This window comes from Streptomyces aurantiacus, assembly GCF_027107535.1.
Taxonomy (GTDB): Bacteria; Actinomycetota; Actinomycetes; order Streptomycetales; family Streptomycetaceae; genus Streptomyces.
Window position 1 is genome coordinate 8,533,523 of record NZ_CP114283.1, and the last position, 17,622, is coordinate 8,551,144.

At 71.1% G+C, this 17,622-nt stretch carries 18 protein-coding genes; 9 read left to right on the forward strand and 9 right to left on the reverse strand.

Annotated elements, in window-relative coordinates:
• The first annotated feature begins 146 nt into the window (after positions 1-146).
• The 5 genes from afsQ1 (at position 147) to O1Q96_RS39640 (ending at position 4,070) form a co-directional block, all read left to right on the forward strand.
• Positions 147-824 (forward strand): two-component system response regulator AfsQ1, encoded by a 678-nt coding sequence (gene afsQ1 / locus O1Q96_RS39620; protein WP_161300939.1) that lies wholly within the window; start codon positions 147-149, stop codon positions 822-824.
• Positions 821-2,404, forward strand: a complete 1,584-nt coding sequence (locus O1Q96_RS39625; protein WP_269252705.1) for a sensor histidine kinase — start codon at positions 821-823, stop codon at positions 2,402-2,404. The genes afsQ1 and O1Q96_RS39625 overlap by 4 nt, the downstream gene beginning before the upstream one ends.
• Positions 2,404-3,096 (forward strand): hypothetical protein, encoded by a 693-nt coding sequence (locus tag O1Q96_RS39630; protein WP_269252706.1) that lies wholly within the window; start codon positions 2,404-2,406, stop codon positions 3,094-3,096. Before O1Q96_RS39625 ends, O1Q96_RS39630 begins: the two co-directional genes overlap by 1 nt.
• A gap of 103 nt (positions 3,097-3,199) precedes the next feature.
• Positions 3,200-3,766 (forward strand): VanZ family protein, encoded by a 567-nt coding sequence (locus tag O1Q96_RS39635; RefSeq protein ID WP_269252707.1) that lies wholly within the window; start codon positions 3,200-3,202, stop codon positions 3,764-3,766.
• 100 nt (positions 3,767-3,866) lie between these two features.
• Positions 3,867-4,070: a PspC domain-containing protein gene (locus O1Q96_RS39640; RefSeq protein ID WP_269252708.1), complete on the forward strand. Its 204-nt coding sequence runs from the start codon at positions 3,867-3,869 to the stop codon at positions 4,068-4,070.
• 81 nt (positions 4,071-4,151) lie between these two features.
• Here the strand turns inward: O1Q96_RS39640 and O1Q96_RS39645 are convergent, their stop codons facing one another.
• Both O1Q96_RS39645 and O1Q96_RS39650 read right to left on the reverse strand, forming a co-directional pair.
• Entirely contained in the window at positions 4,152-4,505 is a 354-nt protein-coding gene (locus O1Q96_RS39645) for an ATP-binding protein (RefSeq protein ID WP_269252709.1), read from the reverse strand.
• A gap of 125 nt (positions 4,506-4,630) precedes the next feature.
• Positions 4,631-5,797 carry an adenosine deaminase gene (locus O1Q96_RS39650; RefSeq protein ID WP_269252710.1) on the reverse strand — a complete coding sequence of 389 codons (1,167 nt, stop codon included), beginning with the start codon at positions 5,795-5,797 and terminating at the stop codon, positions 4,631-4,633.
• Positions 5,798-5,910: 113 nt separating this feature from the next.
• Here O1Q96_RS39650 and O1Q96_RS39655 point away from each other — a divergent pair, with 113 nt between their 5' ends.
• Positions 5,911-6,672 carry an alpha/beta hydrolase gene (locus O1Q96_RS39655; protein WP_269252711.1) on the forward strand — a complete coding sequence of 254 codons (762 nt, stop codon included), beginning with the start codon at positions 5,911-5,913 and terminating at the stop codon, positions 6,670-6,672.
• Between the two features lie 165 nt (positions 6,673-6,837).
• Here O1Q96_RS39655 and O1Q96_RS39660 read toward each other — a convergent pair whose 3' ends face one another.
• A complete protein-coding gene (locus tag O1Q96_RS39660) occupies positions 6,838-7,800 on the reverse strand; it encodes a LysR family transcriptional regulator (RefSeq protein WP_269252712.1) in 963 nt (320 codons plus the stop codon).
• A gap of 62 nt (positions 7,801-7,862) precedes the next feature.
• On the opposite strand from O1Q96_RS39660, the gene O1Q96_RS39665 reads away from it, so the two are divergent.
• A complete protein-coding gene (locus O1Q96_RS39665; protein ID WP_269252713.1) occupies positions 7,863-9,152 on the forward strand; it encodes an MFS transporter in 1,290 nt (429 codons plus the stop codon).
• A 174-nt stretch (positions 9,153-9,326) separates the two neighbouring features.
• Positions 9,327-10,334 (forward strand): sigma-70 family RNA polymerase sigma factor, encoded by a 1,008-nt coding sequence (locus O1Q96_RS39670; RefSeq protein WP_269252714.1) that lies wholly within the window; start codon positions 9,327-9,329, stop codon positions 10,332-10,334.
• Here O1Q96_RS39670 and O1Q96_RS39675 read toward each other — a convergent pair.
• A complete protein-coding gene (locus O1Q96_RS39675) occupies positions 10,227-10,613 on the reverse strand; it encodes an STAS domain-containing protein (RefSeq protein ID WP_269252715.1) in 387 nt (128 codons plus the stop codon). The genes O1Q96_RS39670 and O1Q96_RS39675 overlap by 108 nt on opposite strands.
• A 171-nt stretch (positions 10,614-10,784) precedes the next feature.
• On the opposite strand from O1Q96_RS39675, the gene O1Q96_RS39680 reads away from it, so the two are divergent.
• On the forward strand, positions 10,785-11,705 hold the full coding sequence (locus tag O1Q96_RS39680) for an AEC family transporter (protein WP_269252716.1): 921 nt from the start codon (positions 10,785-10,787) through the stop codon (positions 11,703-11,705).
• Between the two features lie 86 nt (positions 11,706-11,791).
• On the opposite strand, the gene O1Q96_RS39685 is transcribed toward O1Q96_RS39680, so the two are convergent.
• From O1Q96_RS39685 to O1Q96_RS39705, 5 genes are all read right to left on the reverse strand, one after another.
• Entirely contained in the window at positions 11,792-13,075 is a 1,284-nt protein-coding gene (locus O1Q96_RS39685) for a thymidine phosphorylase (RefSeq protein ID WP_269253905.1), read from the reverse strand.
• Between the two features lie 81 nt (positions 13,076-13,156).
• Complete coding sequence (locus O1Q96_RS39690) at positions 13,157-13,570, reverse strand: cytidine deaminase (RefSeq protein WP_269252717.1); 414 nt, start codon at positions 13,568-13,570, stop codon at positions 13,157-13,159.
• Positions 13,567-14,829, reverse strand: coding sequence for an ABC transporter permease (locus tag O1Q96_RS39695; RefSeq protein ID WP_269252718.1), 1,263 nt, complete (start codon positions 14,827-14,829; stop codon positions 13,567-13,569). The genes O1Q96_RS39690 and O1Q96_RS39695 overlap by 4 nt, the downstream gene beginning before the upstream one ends.
• The gene (locus tag O1Q96_RS39700) at positions 14,826-15,947 is read right to left on the reverse strand and encodes an ABC transporter permease (protein ID WP_269252719.1); all 1,122 of its coding nucleotides are present in this window, start codon (positions 15,945-15,947) and stop codon (positions 14,826-14,828) included. Before O1Q96_RS39700 ends, O1Q96_RS39695 begins: the two co-directional genes overlap by 4 nt.
• On the reverse strand, positions 15,944-17,542 hold the full coding sequence (locus tag O1Q96_RS39705; protein WP_269252720.1) for an ABC transporter ATP-binding protein: 1,599 nt from the start codon (positions 17,540-17,542) through the stop codon (positions 15,944-15,946). Before O1Q96_RS39705 ends, O1Q96_RS39700 begins: the two co-directional genes overlap by 4 nt.
• Between the last annotated feature and the right edge of the window lie 80 nt (positions 17,543-17,622).

A 17,622-nucleotide genomic window follows, 5' to 3' on the forward strand; every position in this document is an offset into this window, starting at 1 on the left:
GCTCGTCCCGGGCACCTCACAGACCGATCACAGAGAAGCGTCGTACGGCTACTCACGGCACACGCGCCACGCACTCGTACGCGGGACATGTGTGGGAGCGCTCCAACAGTCGATTCCCGCCCATGTCATGGGACAGAATGACGTCCGTGCCTTCCCTGTTGCTGATCGAGGACGACGACGCCATCCGGACGGCCCTGGAGCTCTCGCTGACGCGCCAGGGACACCGGGTGGCCACCGCTGCCACCGGCGAGGACGGACTGAAGCTGCTGCGCGAGCAACGGCCTGATCTGATCGTGCTCGACGTGATGCTGCCAGGCATCGACGGATTCGAGGTGTGCCGGCGTATTCGGCGGACGGACCAACTGCCCATCATCCTGCTGACCGCGCGCAGTGACGACATCGACGTCGTGGTCGGGCTGGAGTCCGGCGCCGACGACTATGTCGTGAAACCCGTGCAGGGGCGGGTGCTCGACGCCCGGATCCGGGCCGTGCTGCGGCGTGGCGAGCGCGAGGCGAACGACGCGGCGTCGTTCGGCTCGCTGGTCATCGACCGTGCCGCGATGACCGTGACGAAGAACGGCGAGGATCTGCAGCTGACGCCCACCGAGCTGCGGCTGCTGCTGGAGCTGAGCCGCCGGCCGGGGCAGGCGCTGTCCCGCCAGCAGCTGCTGCGTCTGGTGTGGGAGCACGACTACCTCGGTGACTCGCGGCTCGTCGACGCGTGTGTGCAGCGACTGCGCGCGAAGGTGGAGGACGTGCCGTCCTCGCCGACGCTGATCCGCACCGTGCGTGGAGTCGGCTACCGGCTGGACTCGCCTCAGTGACAAAACCGCAGGACAAGCTCCGTGGCTGGGCCGCGGCCCGCAGGACGGTCATGGCGGGGCTGCGCTTCACCAGTCTGCGGCTGCGCCTGGTCGTGGTGTTCGGGCTCGTCGCGCTCACCGCCGCGGTGTCGGCGTCCGGCATCGCGTACTGGCTCAACCGCGAGGCCGTCCTCACCCGTACGCAGGACGCGGTGCTCGGTGACTTCCAGCAGGCGATGCAGACCCGCGCCAGCACGCTGCGGCCGCATCCCACGCAGGAGGAACTGCAGCGCGCCGCAGGGCAGATGGCGAACAGCAGCCAGCGCTTCAGTGTCCTGCTGATCGCCGAGGACGAGAACGGCGAGACCGTGCGCGGGAACTCCGACCTGGACACCTTCACGCTGGAGGACGTACCGGAGTCCCTGCAGAAAGCGGTGAACAAGGAGCAGGAGCTCTCCTCGAACAACAAGTACGCGTACCACCTGTACTGGCAGCGGACCGTGCAGGGCGACAAGCCCTATCTGGTGGGCGGCGCGAAGGTGATCGGCGGTGGGCCGACCGGGTACATGCTCAAGTCGCTGGAGCCGGAGGCCAAGGATCTCAACTCGCTCGCCTGGTCGCTGGGGATCGCGACCGGGCTCGCGCTGATCGGCTCGGCGCTGCTGGCGCAGGCCGCGGCGACGACCGTCCTGAAGCCGGTGCACCGGCTGGGCACCGCCGCCCGGCGGCTCGGCGAGGGCAAACTCGACACCCGGCTGCGGGTGTCGGGCACGGACGAACTGGCCGACCTGGCACGGACGTTCAACCGTACGGCGGAGGCACTGGAGAAACGGGTCGCGGACATGAGCTCCCGCGACGAGGCGTCCCGGCGGTTCGTGGCGGACATGTCGCACGAGCTGCGGACCCCGCTGACCGCGATCACCGCCGTGACCGAGGTGCTGGAGGAGGAGCTCGACGCCGAGACCGGCAGCGTCGACCCCATGATCGAGCCCGCGGTGCGGCTCGTCGTCAGCGAGACCCGGCGGCTGAACAACCTGGTGGAGAACCTGATGGAGGTCACCCGCTTCGACGCGGGCACCGCCCGGCTCGTCTCCGACACGGTTGACATCGCCGACCAGATCACCGCGTGCATCGACGCGCGCGCCTGGCTGGACGCGGTGGAGCTGGACGCCCGCCGCGGCATCATGGCGCACGTCGACCCGCGCCGCCTGGACGTCATCCTGGCGAACCTCATCGGCAACGCCCTCAAACACGGCGGTTCCCCGGTGCGCGTGTGCGTACGGGAGGAGGGCGCCGACCTGGTCATCGAGGTCCAGGACCACGGCCCCGGCATCCCGGAGGACGTCCTGCCGCACGTCTTCGACCGCTTCTACAAGGCGAGCGCCTCCCGGCCGCGCTCCGAGGGCAGCGGCCTCGGCCTGTCCATCGCCCTGGAGAACGCCCACATCCACGGTGGTGAGATCACCGCCGCGAACGCGCCGAAGGGCGGCGCCGTCTTCACCCTGCGCCTGCCGCTCGACTCCTCCGAGCCGAAGGACCCGGGGGCGGACGACGAGGACCGGGCCGGCGCCGACGCCGGCCGCACCGAGGGGGGCGTGTGATGTCCGTACGCGACGCATGGGGCGTACGCGCGGCGCGTGCCGTCCGTACGCCGGAGGCGGCCCGTCCGGCGCGGGCCGTGCGCCGGACGTCGCGCGGGGCCCGTCTGGCGCTCGCCGTGCCGCTGCTCGCCGTGGCGCTGGCCGGGTGCGGGATACGCGCCACGGAGGTGCCGACCGACTTCGGGCCCGCGCCCTCCCGGGTGCCGTGCGCGCTGACCGGCCCCGACGACGGCACACAGTCCTCGCGCGGCATCCTCGTCCAGGTCTTCCTCCTCTGCTCCTCCCAGCTCGCGCCGGTCGACCGGACCGTGCGCATCGAGGCCGGGCCCGCCGAGACGGACCGGGTGCGCGCCGCGCAGGCCCTGCTCGACGAGCTCTCCGCTCCCCCGTCGGACGCCGAGCGGCAGGCGAACTACTCGACGGGCGTGCCGAGGGGCCTGTCGGTGGGTGGCCCGGAGCGTTCCGACCCGGCGGACGCCCTGCGTCTGAGCACGGCGCCCGCGGACCTGACGTCGTACGCCCTGGCGCAGATCATCTGCACCTTCAGCGACTCGGAGGCGGCCTCCGACGACAGCGCGGTGACCCTGGGCGGCCCCGGCACGGACGCCCCGCGCCGCTACGAGTGCACGCAGGACGTGCGCGACCGCCCGGGCACGAAGACCCCACCGTCGACGGAGGTCGACGGGAGCTGAGGCGCCCGGCCGGGGTCCCGTCTGTGGCGCACGCCTCACACGTGCGGACCAAGCGCCGCCGTCACACGGAACCGATCCTGCCGGTGGTCGCGTCTTGGGGTTCGTGCAGCGTCAAGGCTCGAACGGCGGCACCGCCGTGAACCGCGTCCGTGTGACGGGAGGTCTCCTCCTCGTCGCACACCTCGCGCTTGTTGCCTGGTTCACGCTGCGGCCCCTGGACGTGCCCTGGGTGAGCGCGGCGAACCTGCGTCCTTTCGCCAGCATCAGGGCCGATCTGACGCTGGGCCCCGAGGCGGCGGCCCGCGCCATCGGCAAGGGCCTGCTGCTGCTCGCCCCGCTCGGGGTGCTGCTGCCCATGGCGGGCGGCAGACTCGCCGTCTCCCCGCTGCTGTCCCTGCTGCGCACGGTCGCCGCCGGAGCGCTGCTGTCGATGGCCATCGAGCTCCTGCAGACCGGGGTGCCGGGCCAGGTCGTGGACGTCGACTCACTGCTGCTGAACACCGTGGGTGTGGCGCTGGCCCACCTCGCCGTGGTGCCCGCCGCCCGGGCCGTGCTGCGCCGCCGGGCCGCGACGCGCAACCGGGCCGCCGCACTGCGCCTGAGGGCAGCGGCGGAGGAGGCGGCTCAGGGTCTGACCCCGACGATTCCCAGGGTCGGTATCGCACCGTAGAGCGACGCTTTGCCCCCTTCGCGTCCGTACGTTGGATGTCAGACGAGGCGACCGCACCGGAAGCCCCGGCCCACCCGACGACGCTCACGAAGGAGCCGCAATGAACCGCCTTGCCCGCCCCACCGACGGCCGCATGATCGGCGGAGTGTGCGCCGCGCTGGCTCGGCGCTTCGGCACCTCCGCGACCACGATGCGGGTCGTCTTCCTGGTGTCCTGCCTGCTGCCGGGCCCGCAGTTCCTGCTCTACATAGCGCTGTGGCTCCTCTTCCCCTCCGAGGGCAAGGCGGCCCGTCCGGCCTGGTGACCACACGCACGGACGCCGATGGGGCGCACCCGACCGGGGGTGCGCCCCATCGGCGCGTACGAGGACGGTGCGGGAGCCTGCTCAGCCCAGCGGAATACCGTTCACCGGCAGACCGTGCGTGGGCAGACCCTGGATCGGCAGACCGCCGAGCAGACCGGCGACCGGCGCGGCGGGACCCTCGGCGAGGAGGTTCGCGACGGCCGGCTGGGCGGCGGCGACGCCACTGCCGAGCGCGTTCTGCCCCTGGGCGAGCGACTCGCCCGCGCCGGGCAGGGTCTTGGTGACCCCGTCCACCGGCAGCGCGCTGGTGACGGTGCCGAGCGCCGGGACGGCGTCCGGGACCGCCGGGGCCGCGTTGGCGGCGCCGGCGCCGGCGGCGGCGAAGGCGGCACCGAGAGCGGCGACACCGAGGGTCTTGGCAGCAGACTGCTTCATCTTCGTCCTTGCATGCTGTGACGGGGATTCGAGCGGTCCGAAACGGTAATCACGTGCGAGCTCGCCCCGCAAACATCGAAAAGCGGCCGAGTCGTCATCACCCGGCCGCTTCCCGCGCTTCGAATTCAGCCCTCTTCACTCACAGAACCGCTGGTGGAGACGGTCTGCTGGAACAGCCATTCGGACTTCAGCTCGGCATAACCGGGCTTGATCACGTCACTGATCATGGCCAGTCGTTCATCGAAAGGAATGAATGCTGATTTCATCGCATTGACTGTGAACCACTGCATGTCGTCGAGCGAATAGCCGAAAGCGTCGACAAGGTGCTCGAATTCCCGGCTCATGCTGGTGCCGGACATCAGGCGGTTGTCGGTGTTCACGGTGGCCCGGAAGTGCAGCCGTCGCAGCAGCCCGATGGGGTGCTCGGCGTACGAGTCGGCGGCGCCCGTCTGGAGGTTGGAACTGGGGCACAGCTCCAGGGGAATCCGCTTGTCGCGCACGTACGAAGCGAGACGGCCCAGTTCCACCGAGCCGTCCTCGCGGACCTGGATGTCGTCGATGATGCGCACGCCGTGGCCCAGCCGGTCGGCACCGCACCACTGGAGGGCCTGCCAGATGGACGGGAGCCCGAAGGCCTCGCCCGCGTGGATCGTGAAGTGGTTGTTCTCCCGCTTCAGATACTCGAAGGCGTCCAGGTGACGGGTGGGCGGGAAGCCCGCCTCGGCGCCCGCGATGTCGAAGCCGACGACTCCACTACGGGAGCCGGGGCCGCGGTAGCGGTTGGCGAGTTCGGCGATCTCCAGGGCGCGGGCCGCGTGCCGCATGGCCGTCAGGAGGGCGCCGACACGGATCCGGTGCCCGTTCTCGCGGGCCCGCCGCTCGCCCTCCCGGAAGCCCTCGTTGACGGCCTCGACGACCTCTTCGAGGGTCAGCCCGGCTTCGAGGTGCTGCTCGGGCGCGTACCGCACCTCGGCGTAGACGACGCCGTCCTCGGCGAGGTCCTCGGCGCACTCGGCGGCGACGCGGACCAGTGCCTCACGGGTCTGCATGACGGCGCAGGTGTGCGCGAAGGTCTCCAAGTACCGCTCCAGGGAACCGGAGTCGGCGGCCTCGCGGAACCAGATGCCGAGCTTGTCGGGATCGGTCTCCGGAAGGCCGGAGTAGCCCACGGCATGGGCGAGGTCGACGATCGTCCCGGGGCGCAGGCCGCCGTCGAGGTGATCGTGCAGCAGGACCTTCGGCGCCCGGCGGATCTGCTCCGAGCTCGGGGTGTTCTTGGTCTGGCTCGTCATTTCCGCACTCTAACGCCTACGCGCGTAGATCTCTCCTTGTGCGGATCCGTCGATATGTAACGGTGACCGTGTGGACGGATGGCGTACACCATCGCTTCTGACACTGTTCTGTCATGGCACAGCAAGCGACGCCGGTTCGCGCGGCACGGCTGGGGCGGGCACTCGGGACGGAGCCGACGGCGGTGAGCGGCGTGGTGCTGCTGCTGCCGGGCGGCGAGGAGACCTCGGCCCGCAGGCCCTCACCGATGCTGGCGGCCGCGTCCGTACGGGCGTTGGGGCGCCGGCTCAGCCGCGTGGGACGGGACGAGGGGCTGGTGGTGCACGTGGTGCACTACCGGTTTCGGGGCTGGAACGGTACGGAGGCCCATCTGGCGCGGGACGCCACGTGGGCCGCGGACGAGGTCGTGCGGCGGTACGGGGATGTGCCCGTGTGTCTCGCCGGGGTGGGCATGGGCGGGCGGGCCGCCGTGCACGCGGGAGGCCACACCGCCGTCAACTCGGTGCTGGCGCTGGCCCCTTGGCTGCCCGAGGAGGACGTGGCGGCGCCTCCCGAACCGGTGAAGCAGCTGGCGGGGCGGCGGGTGCTGATCGTGCACGGCACCAATGACGCGCGGACCGATCCCGAGTTGTCGTTCCGGCTCGCCGCCCGGGCGAAGAAGGCGAACCGGGACATCTGCCGGTTCGAGGTGCACTCGGACGGGCACGCGCTGCACGCGTTCCGGGACGAGGTGCACGCGCTCGCGGAGGACTTCGTGATGGGGACGCTGTTCGGGCGGGCCTTCGCCCGGCCCGTCGAGGACGCGCTCGCGGCTCCGCCGCCGCTGGGGTTGCGGATGCCGCTCGCCTCCGGCTTCGGGCGGTCCCTTCGCCGCTGAGGCGCTCGAGTGCCCCTGACGGGGCGGGGATTGTCGTGACCTGCCGGCCCGGTGAAGGCTTGGCGCGCCGTTCCCCGCGCCCCTGACGGGGCTGGGGACTGTCGTCACCTGCCGGCCCGGTGAAGGCTCGGCGCGCCGTTCCCCGCGCCCTGACGGGGGCGGGTTCTAGTCGGGGAGCAAGTTGCCTCTCTTGGAGAGGAGGAACTTTTTGAAGGCTGCCACCGGGGGTGTGTCCGGGTGGCCGTCCAGCCAGGCCACGCCGATCTCCCTGGCCGCCCGGGGTGCCGTCACCGTCAGTTCCACAACTCCCGGGCGGGCCACCGCCGGTGGTGGAAGGAGGGCGACCCCCAGGCCCGCCGCCACCAGGCCGCGCAGGGTCTCCGCCTCCTCGCCCTCGAAGGCGATCCTCGGCTTGAAGCCCGCTTCCTGACAGAGGTCGTCCGTGATGCGGCGCATGCCGTAGCCGGGTTCCAGCGTCACGAACGTCTCGTCGGCGGCCTCCGCGAGGCGGACCCGGCGGCGGGAGGCCAGGCGATGGTCGGCGGGGACCACCAGGCGCAGTTTCTGCTCGTCCAGGCGGCGGCCCACCAGGTCGGGGGCGTCCGGCACCGGGGACGTGAGGCAGAGGTCGAGTTCACCGGAACGCAGGCGCTCGATCATCGCCTCGCCGTAGTTCTGGACGAGGCTGAAGCGGACCCGCGGGTGATCGGCACGGAAGGCGCGGATCAGGGCGGGGACCGTCTCGGAGCCCATGGTGTGCAGGAAGCCGAACGCGACCTTGCCGGTGGCCGGGTCCGCGTCGGCCCGCACCTCGTCGGCGGCCCGCTCGATCTCCGCGAGGGCCCGCTCGACGGAACCGAGGAACGTACGGCCGGCGGGGGTCAGCGACACCGTGCGGCCACGACGGGCGAAGAGGTCCACGCCCAGGTCCTGTTCGAGACGGACCATCGCCCGGGACAGGGTCGACTGCGGTACCCGCATCTCCTGCGCGGCCCGCGTGACGTGCTCCATGCGGGCGACTCCGGCGAAGTACGCCAGGCGCGGGGCGAGCAGCTTCGACATGCCCGCACTGTCTTGTGTGTCACCGGACGGTGACAGGCGGTCCTCTGACCTCTGCTGATGCATCACAGGAACGATTATGGCAATTCCATGCATTGGACGGATGAAGGGGAGGTCCTTAGGTTCGAGGCATGCCTTCCGCCAGTACCGGGGCGTCCACCACCGTGGCCGCCTCCTCCGCCGCCGTTCCCACCGAAGTCGTTCCCGTCGACACCCGGCTGACCCCGGGCGGACCCGGCTACCGCCGGACGAGCTTCGCGCTCTTCCTCGCCGGTGTCGCGACCTTCGCGCTCCTCTACTCCACGCAGGCCCTTCTTCCCCTGATCTCCGGCGACTTCGGGGTGACGGCGAGCACGGCGAGCTGGACGGTGTCGGCGGCGACCGGCGCACTGGCCCTGTTCGTCCTGCCGCTGAGCGCGCTCTCCGAGCGGTTCGGGCGGCGTACGTTGATGACGGCGTCCCTGGCGATCGCCGTGACCGTCGGACTGCTGGTGCCCTTCGCCCCCTCCATCGGCTGGCTGATCGCGCTGCGGGCCGTCCAGGGCGCGGCGCTGGCCGGGCTGCCGGCCTCGGCGACGGCCTACCTGGCGGAGGAGGTCCGTCCGAAGGCACTGATCACCGCCATCGGCCTGTTCGTCGCGGGCAACAGCGTCGGCGGGATGAGCGGCCGCGTCATCACCGGCTGGGTCGCGCAGGAGTGGGGCTGGCGGGTCGCCGTCGGGACCATCGGCCTGATCGCGGTGGGCTGCGCGGTGGCCTTCCGGCTGCTGCTCCCGGCGCCGAAGCACTTCACGGCCGGCTCGCCGCGGCCGGCGGTGCTCGCCCGCACCGTCCGCGGCCACCTGGCGAACCCGCTGCTGCGCAGGCTGTACGCGATCGGCGCGCTGTTCATGACGGTGTTCGGCGCCGTCTACACGGTGATCGGTTACCGCCTCACCGAAGCGCCCTTCTCGCTTCCGCAGGGCATCATCGGCTCGATCTTCCTCGTCTACCTGGTCGGTACGGTCTCGGCGTCGACGGCCGGGAAGCTGGTGGGCCGTCTCGGCCGGCGCGGTGCGCTGTACCTGGCGGGCGGCACGACGACGTCGGGCCTGCTGCTCTCGCTGGCGGACTCCCTGCCGATGGTGCTGCTGGGTCTGGTCCTGATCACCGCGGGCTTCTTCGCGGGCCACGCGGTCGCGTCCTCCTCGGTCAGCCACACCGCCAAGGAGGGGCGCGCGCAGGCCTCGGCGCTGTACCAGTCCGCCTACTACCTGGGCTCCAGCGCGGGCGGCACGCTCGGCGCGGTCGCCTTCCACTCCGGTGGCTGGGCGGGGACGGTGGCGCTCGGCCTGCTCGCCGTGATCGGGGTCGTGGCGATCACGGTGGTCGGGTCGCACGCGGCCCGGGCGCAGCGGCGCCTGGTGGCCGTCCACCACTGACGAACCGGGGACCGGTTCGCGAACATACGGGTGCAGGTCAGGACAGTTACTGTCCTGACCTGCACCTTTTGCGGCTCGGGGGGCCATTGTCAGTGGGCTGCGGTAGCTTCCGGAGTGCCGGCGTCGCAATGGGGCGGTGCCGACTGACGGACAGGCCGCAGGGGTGGGTTGGCTATGAGTGACGGCACGGCGACGGTGGAAGACCTCGACGTCCGGCTGGAGAAGCACCGGGTCGAGCTGACGGGGTACTGCTACCGGATGCTCGGCTCGTCCTTCGAGGCCGAGGACGCGGTCCAGGACACGCTGGTGCGCGCCTGGCGCAGCTACGACAAGTTCGAGGGCCGCTCCTCGATGCGTTCGTGGCTGTACCGGATCGCGACGAACGTCTGCCTGGACATGCTGACGGCGGGGAACAAGCGGGCACGGCCCGTGGACCTGACGGACTCGACCCCCCTCGCGCAGGCGGCCCTGACCCCGCGCCCGGACAACACCTGGCTGGAGCCGATGCCGGACGCGCGCGTACTGCCGACGGTCGGCGACCCGGCCGAGGCCGCCGTGGCCAAGGAGTCGGTGCGTCTCGCCTTCATGGCCGCCCTGCAGCAGCTGCCGCCCAAGCAGCGGGCCGTGCTCATCCTGCGCGAGGTCCTCGCGTGGAAGGCGAGCGAGGTGGCCGAGCTGCTCGGCACCACGGTCGCCTCCGTGAACAGCGCACTCCAGCGGGCCCGGGCGACGCTCGCCGAGAGCGACGGCGCCGCGGCCCGGGCCGCCACCTCCGACCCCCTCGACGAGGCGCAGCAGAAGCTCCTGGAGCGCTATGTGGCGGCCTTCGAGGGGTACGACATGACGGCGTTGACGGCCCTCCTGCACGAGGACGCCGTGATGACGATGCCGCCGTTCGACCTGTGGCTGACCGGCCCCGAGGACATCACGGGCTTCATGACGACGCTCGGCGCGCCCTGCGCGAACTCCCACCTGGTCCCGGTCGCGGTGAACGGCCTGCCGGGCTTCGCCCAGTACAAGCCGGACCCGGACACGGGCGGCTACACGGCGTGGGCCGTGCAGGTCCTGGAGACGTCAGAGGGGCGGATCACCGGATTCCACTGCTTCCTCGACACGAAGCGGTGGTTCCCGCTGTTCGGGCTGCCCCTCGACCTCGAAGGGAATCCCGACAAGGGCGAGTAGCGCACGCAGGGCGGGGTCCGGATCGCGCAGTGTGATCCGCCCCCCGGCTCGACGGGCGGCGAGCTGCATCCTGGCCAGCGCGTCGACGGTGGTCAGACCCGGTGGTCCGAGGCCGGCGACATCGCAGACCACGACGTCGGCTCCGCTGCCCCGCAGGCGTGCGCGCACGTCCTCGCACAGCCTCGGCACCTCGTCTCGGGTGACGGGGCCGGGCAGTACGAGTACGGCGGGTGTCATGGCGTCCACGTGCGGTAGACCGGGCGGCGGCGCGGAACTCATCGCCGATCCGTGGCGGAGCGCGAAGCTCCGTCGCGCAAGGTCACATTGACCAGGGGATGCCCTACCCCGGAGGGTTAGGTGTATGCCCCACGAACCAGCGCCCGCCGCCCCTCGCATACCGGACCGCCGCCTGCTCCTCGCCGGGCACTCCGGGGGGCTGCGGGAGGTGCCGTGCAGGGGGTGCTGAACGGCTTCGCGGTCATCGCCGTCGTCATCGGCGTCGGGTATCTGATCGGGCGCAGGGGCTATCTGGGCGACAACGGCAGGGAGGTACTGACCAAGCTCGCGTTCCACGTCGCCACGCCCGCGCTGCTCTTCACCACCCTCGCGCAGGCCGATCTGTCGGTGATCCTGTCGAACCGCCTGCTGGTGACGGCGATCAGCACGTTCGCGGTGGCCGGCGTCTTCGTCACGGTCGGTGCGGTGCGGCGCTGGGGAGTGGGCCGCACGACGATCGGCGCCCTGTGCTCCAGCTATGTCAACGCCGGCAATCTCGGTATCCCCATCGCCGTGTACGTCCTCGGCGACGCCTCGCTCGTGGCACCGGTCCTGCTGTTCCAGCAGATCGTGATGACTCCGGTCGCCCTGACGATCCTCGACCTGACGGGCTCGGGCGAGAAGGCCTCCCTCTGGCGGCGGGTGACCACTCCCGTCCGCAACCCCGTCGGCATCGGCTCCCTCTCCGGGGTGGCCGTCTCGGCGACCGGTCTGACCGTGCCGGGGCCGGTCATGGACCCGCTGACCCTGATCGGGAACATGTCGGTGCCCGCCGTGCTCCTCGCCTTCGGCATCTCGCTGTGCGGCAGCACGATGCCGGGCCGCGGCGCCGACCGGGCCCCGGTGCTGCTCTCCGTCGCCCTGAAGTCGGTCGGCCAGCCCCTGGCCGCGTGGTCCCTGGCGGCGGGTGTCTTCGGCCTGCGGGGCGCGCCCCTGCTGGACGTGGTCGTCACGTCGGCCCTGCCGGCCGCGCAGAACCTCTACACGTACGCCTCGCGCTACCGGGTCGGGGAGGTACTGGCCCGCGAGTCGATCCTGCTGTCGACGATGCTGGCGGTGCCGGTGCTGGTGGTGGTCGCGGCGTTGTTGGGGTGAGCGGACCACTCACCTCCGTCACAGCACGCCGAACGGGACCGGCGGCCGTCCGCCGATCCCGTTCGCCCGCATGAGAAGACCGCAGGTCAGGCGATGCGCTCCAGCACCACCGGGGCGGCCGTGAACGCCGTGCCCGGCGCCGCCACGTCGTACGAACCCTCCACCGCCCCCAGCGCGTATGCGAAGCGCTCCGGGGTGTCCGTGTGGAGGGTGAGCAGGGGCTGGCCCTCGGTCACCGTGTCGCCCGGCTTGGCGTGGAGTTCGACGCCCGCGGCGGCCTGGACCGGGTCCTCCTTGCGGGCGCGGCCGGCACCGAGGCGCCAGGCGGCGACACCGATGTCGTACGCGTCGAGGCGGGTCAGGACGCCTGTCGCGGAGGCCTTGACCACGTGCTGTTCGCGGGAGGTGGGGAGCGGCGCGTCCGGGTCGCCGCCCTGGGCGGAGATCATGCGGCGCCAGGCGTCCATCGCCGAGCCGTCGGCGAGCGCCTTCGCCGGGTCGGCGTCCTTGACGCCCGCCGCGTCGAGCATCTCGCGGGCCAGCGCGAGGGTCAGCTCGACGACGTCGGCCGGGCCGCCGCCCGCCAGGACCTCGACCGACTCACGGACTTCGAGGGCGTTCCCCGCGGTCAGGCCGAGCGGGGTCGACATGTCCGTGAGCAGGGCCACCGTCCGCACGCCGTGGTCCGTGCCGAGCCCGACCATCGTGGAGGCCAGTTCGCGCGCGTCCTCGATCGTCTTCATGAAGGCGCCGGTGCCGACCTTCACGTCCAGGACGAGCGAGCCCGTGCCCTCCGCGATCTTCTTCGACATGATGGACGAGGCGATCAGCGGGATCGCCTCCACCGTGCCGGTCACGTCCCGCAGCGCGTACAGCTTCTTGTCCGCCGGGGCCAGGCCGTCGCCGGCCGCACAGATCACCGCGCCGACCCCGTCCAGTACGGAGAGCATCTCCTCGTTCGACAGGAGCGCGCGCCAGCCGGGGATCGACTCCAGCTTGTCGAGGGTGCCGCCGGTGTGGCCGAGGCCCCGGCCGGAGAGCTGCGGGACGGCCGCGCCGCAGGCCGCCACGAGCGGCGCCAGCGGGAGCGTGATCTTGTCGCCGACGCCGCCCGTCGAGTGCTTGTCGGCCGTCGGGCGGGACAGGGACGAGAAGTCCATGCGCTCGCCGGAGGCGATCATCGCGGCCGTCCAGGTGGAGATCTCACGGCGGTTCATGCCGTTGAGCAGGATCGCCATGTTGAGGGCGGCCATCTGGTAGTCGGCGACCTCACCGCGCGTGTACGCGTCGATGACCCAGTCGATCTGCTCGTCGCTGAACTCGCCGCGGTCCCGCTTGGTGCGGATGACGGAGATGGCGTCCATGACTATGGCTTCCCTTCCGAAGTGCAGCGGCCCTCCCGGCGTCCCGGAGCCACAGGGGCTCAGGGACGCCGGGGGGCCGCACATGAATTACTGGGTGAGGTGCTCCGGCCCGAAGGCCTGCGGGAGCATCTCGGAGAGCGGCACGATCCCGGCCGGGGTCTCCAGGAGCAGTTCGGGTCCCCCGAACTCGTACAGCAGCTGGCGGCAGCGGCCGCAGGGCACCAGGATCGCGCCGCGGCCGTCCACGCACGTGAAGTGCGTGAGCCGGCCGCCCCCGGTGTTCTGCAGCTGCGAGACCAGGCCGCACTCGGCGCACAGCCCGAGCCCGTACGAGGCGTTCTCCACGTTGCATCCGGAGAGCACCCGGCCGTCGTCGGCCAGGGCCGCGACACCGACCGGGTAGCCCGAGTAGGGGGCGTACGCGCGGGACATGGCCTCGCGGGCCACCTCCCGCAGGGCCTCCCAGTCGACGGCCAAGGGCTCGGCCCCGTCCGACGTCACTTTCCTTGCCCCCGCCGGTACGGCATGCCGTCCGCCTTCGGCATCCGCAGGCGCTGCGCGGAGAGCGCGAGGACGAGCAGCGTGACGACGTACGGCGTGGCGGTGACGACCTGGTTCGGGACCTCGTTGGTGCTGGTGTACCAGAGGAACACCAGCACGCCGACGAGCGTGGTGATCGCCGCCTGGACGTACCGCTTCTTCCATACGAAGTAGGCCGCGCCGATGATCAGCAGCAGCGCCAGGAGGAGGAGCAGCGCGTGGACGTTGGTGCCGCCGCCGCGCAGCTTGAGGCTGTCGGTGTAGCCGAACAGGCCGGCGCCGAGGGCGAGTCCGCCGGGCATCCAGTTGCCGAAGATCATCGCGGCGAGACCGATGTAGCCGCGGCCGCCGGTCTGGCCCTCCAGGTAGATGTTGGAGGCGACCAGCGACAGGAAGGCACCGCCGAGACCGGCGAAGCCGCCGGAGATGACCACGGCCAGGTACTTGTACTTGTAGACGTTGACGCCGAGCGACTCGGCGGCCACCGGGTTCTCGCCGCAGGAGCGCAGGCGAAGACCGAAGGAGGTGCGCCACAGCACCCACCAGGTGACGGGGACGAGCGCGACGGCGACCACGGTGAGCGGCGACAGGCCGGTGAAGACACCGCCGACGAGACCGGCGAGGTCGGAGACCAGGAACCAGTGCTTGCCGTTGAGGGTCTGGAGCCAGTCCGAGACACCCGGGATGTCGAAGGTGCCGAGCGAGTCGACCGGCGGTGACTGCTTCGACGTGCCGCCCTCCTCGCCCTCGAAGGCGAAGGTCGACAGGTAGCGGGTGACGCCGAGGGCCAGGATGTTGATGGCCACACCGGAGACGATGTGGTTGACGTTGAATGTGACGGTGACGACCGCGTGCAGCAGGCCGCCGAGCGCGCCGCCGATAATGCCGAAGGCGACACCGGTCCACGGGCCCCACTGGAAGCCGGCCCAGGCACCGAACCAGGTGCCGAGGATCATCATGCCTTCGAGGCCGATGTTGACGACGCCCGCGCGCTCGGCCCACAGACCGCCGAGACCGGCGAGGCCGATCGGCACGGCCAGGCGCAGGGCGGTGGACATCTGGCCGGTCGAGGTGATGCCGTTCGCGTCGGTGATGAGCCGGACGGCGGAGACCAGGATCAGCAGCCCCGCGATGAGCAGGAGCAGGACCGGGAACGAGATACGGCGGCGGCCCCGGGCGGGCTTCGGCGCCTGCGCCTTGGCGACGGTCGAGGTGCTCATCGGGCAGCCACCTCCTTCTTGGAGTTGTCGTTGGAGGCGGCGGCCAGTTCCGCACCGACCCGCCGCTGCTGGCGGCGCAGGCCCCAGACGCGTACGGCCTCGTAGGAGACGACGACCGCGATCACGATGAGACCCTGCATGATCACCGCGATCTCCTTGTCGTACGCCACCGGGGTCGCGTAGTCGAGAGCGGGTGAGGCCTTGTCGAGGAAGGCGACCAGCAGGGCGGCGAAGGCGATGCCGACCGGGTTGTTGCGGCCGAGCAGCGCGATGGTGATGCCGGTGAAGCCGAGGCCCGTCGGGAAGGACAGGCTGTACGTGTGGGCGTCACCGAGGAGGATCGGCAGGCCCGCGAGGCCGGCCATGCCGCCGGAGATCAGCATCGCGGTGAGGACCATGCGCTTGGCGTCCACACCGGAGGCGGCGGCCGCGGTCTCGGAGGCGCCGGTGGCGCGCAGGTCGAAGCCGAACCGGGTGCGGTTCAGGACCAGCCAGTACAGGATGCCGGCGAGCACGGCGATCAGGGTGAAGCCGTAGATCTCACCCGCGTCGCCCATGTCGAAGCCGGGGAACCAGCCGGACTCCTTCATCACACCGGTGGTCTGGTTGTTGCCGAGCGGCACGCCCCAGACCGAGGTGAGGGTGAGGTAGCCGATGAGGCTGGTGGCGATGGCGTTGAGCATGATCGTCGCGACGACCTCGCTCACTCCGCGGGTCACCTTGAGGACGCCCGCGATGCCGGCCCAGAAGGCGCCGGTGAGCATGGCCACCAGCATCAGGAACGGGATCTGCAGGGCGGCGGGCAGCGAGACGTGCGCGCCGACGACCGCGGTCATCATGGCGGCGAGGCGGTACTGGCCGTCGACGCCGATGTTGAAGAGGTTCATGCGGAAGCCGACGGCGACCGCGAGCGCGGCGAGGTAGTAGACCCCGGCCTGGTTGATGATCAGGACCTGGACGTCGGCGAATCCGGCCTGCTCGAACATCAGCGCGTACGGCTCGATCGGGCTCTTGCCCGAGGCGAGCAGCACGAACGACGTCAGCACCACGGCTGCGACGAGCGCGATGACCGGTCCGGCCACCGCGAGGAGCACCCGCTCCTTGTCGAACTTCTTCATCGGGCGTCGTCCTCCGGGACTTCCTCTACGTGCTCCAGGTGGCCGGAGGCGGCGCCGGTCATGGCCGAACCCAGCTCCTCCGGAGTGATGGTCGCCGGGTCGGCGTCCGCGACCAGCCTGCCGTTGTAGATCACCCGGAGAGTGTCGGAGAGGCCGATCAGCTCGTCCAGGTCGGCGGAGATCAGCAGCACGGCCAGACCCTCGCGGCGGGCCTCGCGGATCTGGTCCCAGATCGCGGCCTGCGCGCCGACGTCCACACCGCGGGTGGGGTGGGCGGCGATCAGGAAGCGCGGCTTGTGGCTCATCTCGCGGCCGACGATCAGCTTCTGCTGGTTGCCGCCGGACAGGGAGGCGGCGGTGACGTCGATGCCGGGCGTACGGACGTCGTACTCCTCGACGATGCGGCGGGTGTCGTCCTGGGCGCCCTTGATGTCCAGCCAGAAGCCCTTGCTGTTGGGCTTCTCGGTGACATGGCCCAGGATGCGGTTCTCCCACAGCGGGGCCTCGAGGAGCAGGCCGTGGCGGTGGCGGTCCTCGGGGATGTAGCCGACGCCCTGCTCGCGGCGCTTGCGGGTGGGCCAGGAGGTGATCTCCTCGCCGATGAAGCGGATGGTGCCGGAGTCGGCGTCCTTGAGGCCGATCAGCGCGTCGACCAGTTCGGTCTGGCCGTTGCCCTCGACACCGGCGATGCCCATGACCTCACCGGCGTGGATGGTGAAGGTGACGTCGTCGAGGACGCGCTTCACCTCGCCGCCGGCGGCCGCGTCGGCGAGCCCGCCGCCGACCGGCTCACCGAGGGAGGCGCCGCCGCCGGCGTGGACGGTGAGGTTCTCGACCTCGATCACCGGCTTGTCGGTGACCGTCGACTCGGCGGTCTCCGGCGTGGGCAGTTCGCTGCCGACCATCATCTCGGCGAGCTGGCGCGAGGTGGTCTCGGCGGGAACCGCCGTGCCGACCGTCGTGCCCCGCCGGATGACGGTGATCTCGTCGGCGACCGACAGGACCTCGCCCAGCTTGTGGGAGATGAAGATGACGGACAGTCCCTCGGCCTTGAGCTCGCGGAGGTTGGCGAAGAGCGCGTCGACCTCCTGCGGCACGAGGACGGCGGTCGGCTCGTCCAGGATCAGGATGCGGGCGCCGCGGTAGAGGACCTTGAGGATCTCCACGCGCTGGCGGTCGGCGACCCCGAGGTCCTCGACGAGGGCGTCCGGGCGCACCCCGAGACCGTACCGCTCGGAGATCTCCTTGATCTTGTCGCGGGCGCCGCCGCCGATGCCGTAGAGCTTCTCGCTGCCCAGGACGACGTTCTCCAGGACGGTGAGGTAGTCGGCCAGCATGAAGTGCTGGTGGACCATGCCGATGCCGCGCGCGATGGCGTCGGCGGGGCTGGAGAAGCTCACCTGCTCGCCGTCGACCGCGATGGTGCCCTCGTCCGGCTTCTGCATGCCGTAGAGGATCTTCATCAGGGTCGACTTGCCGGCGCCGTTCTCCCCGACGAGGGCGTGCACGGTGCCCTTGCGGACGGACAGGTGGATGTCGTGGTTGGCGACGACACCGGGAAATCGCTTGGTGATCCCCGCCAGTTCGACCGACACGGTCGAACTGGCGGCGAGCGGAGGGCTGCTGGACGCGTCGATGGCGCACTCTCCTTGGAAAAGGGGCCATCTACGCGCGT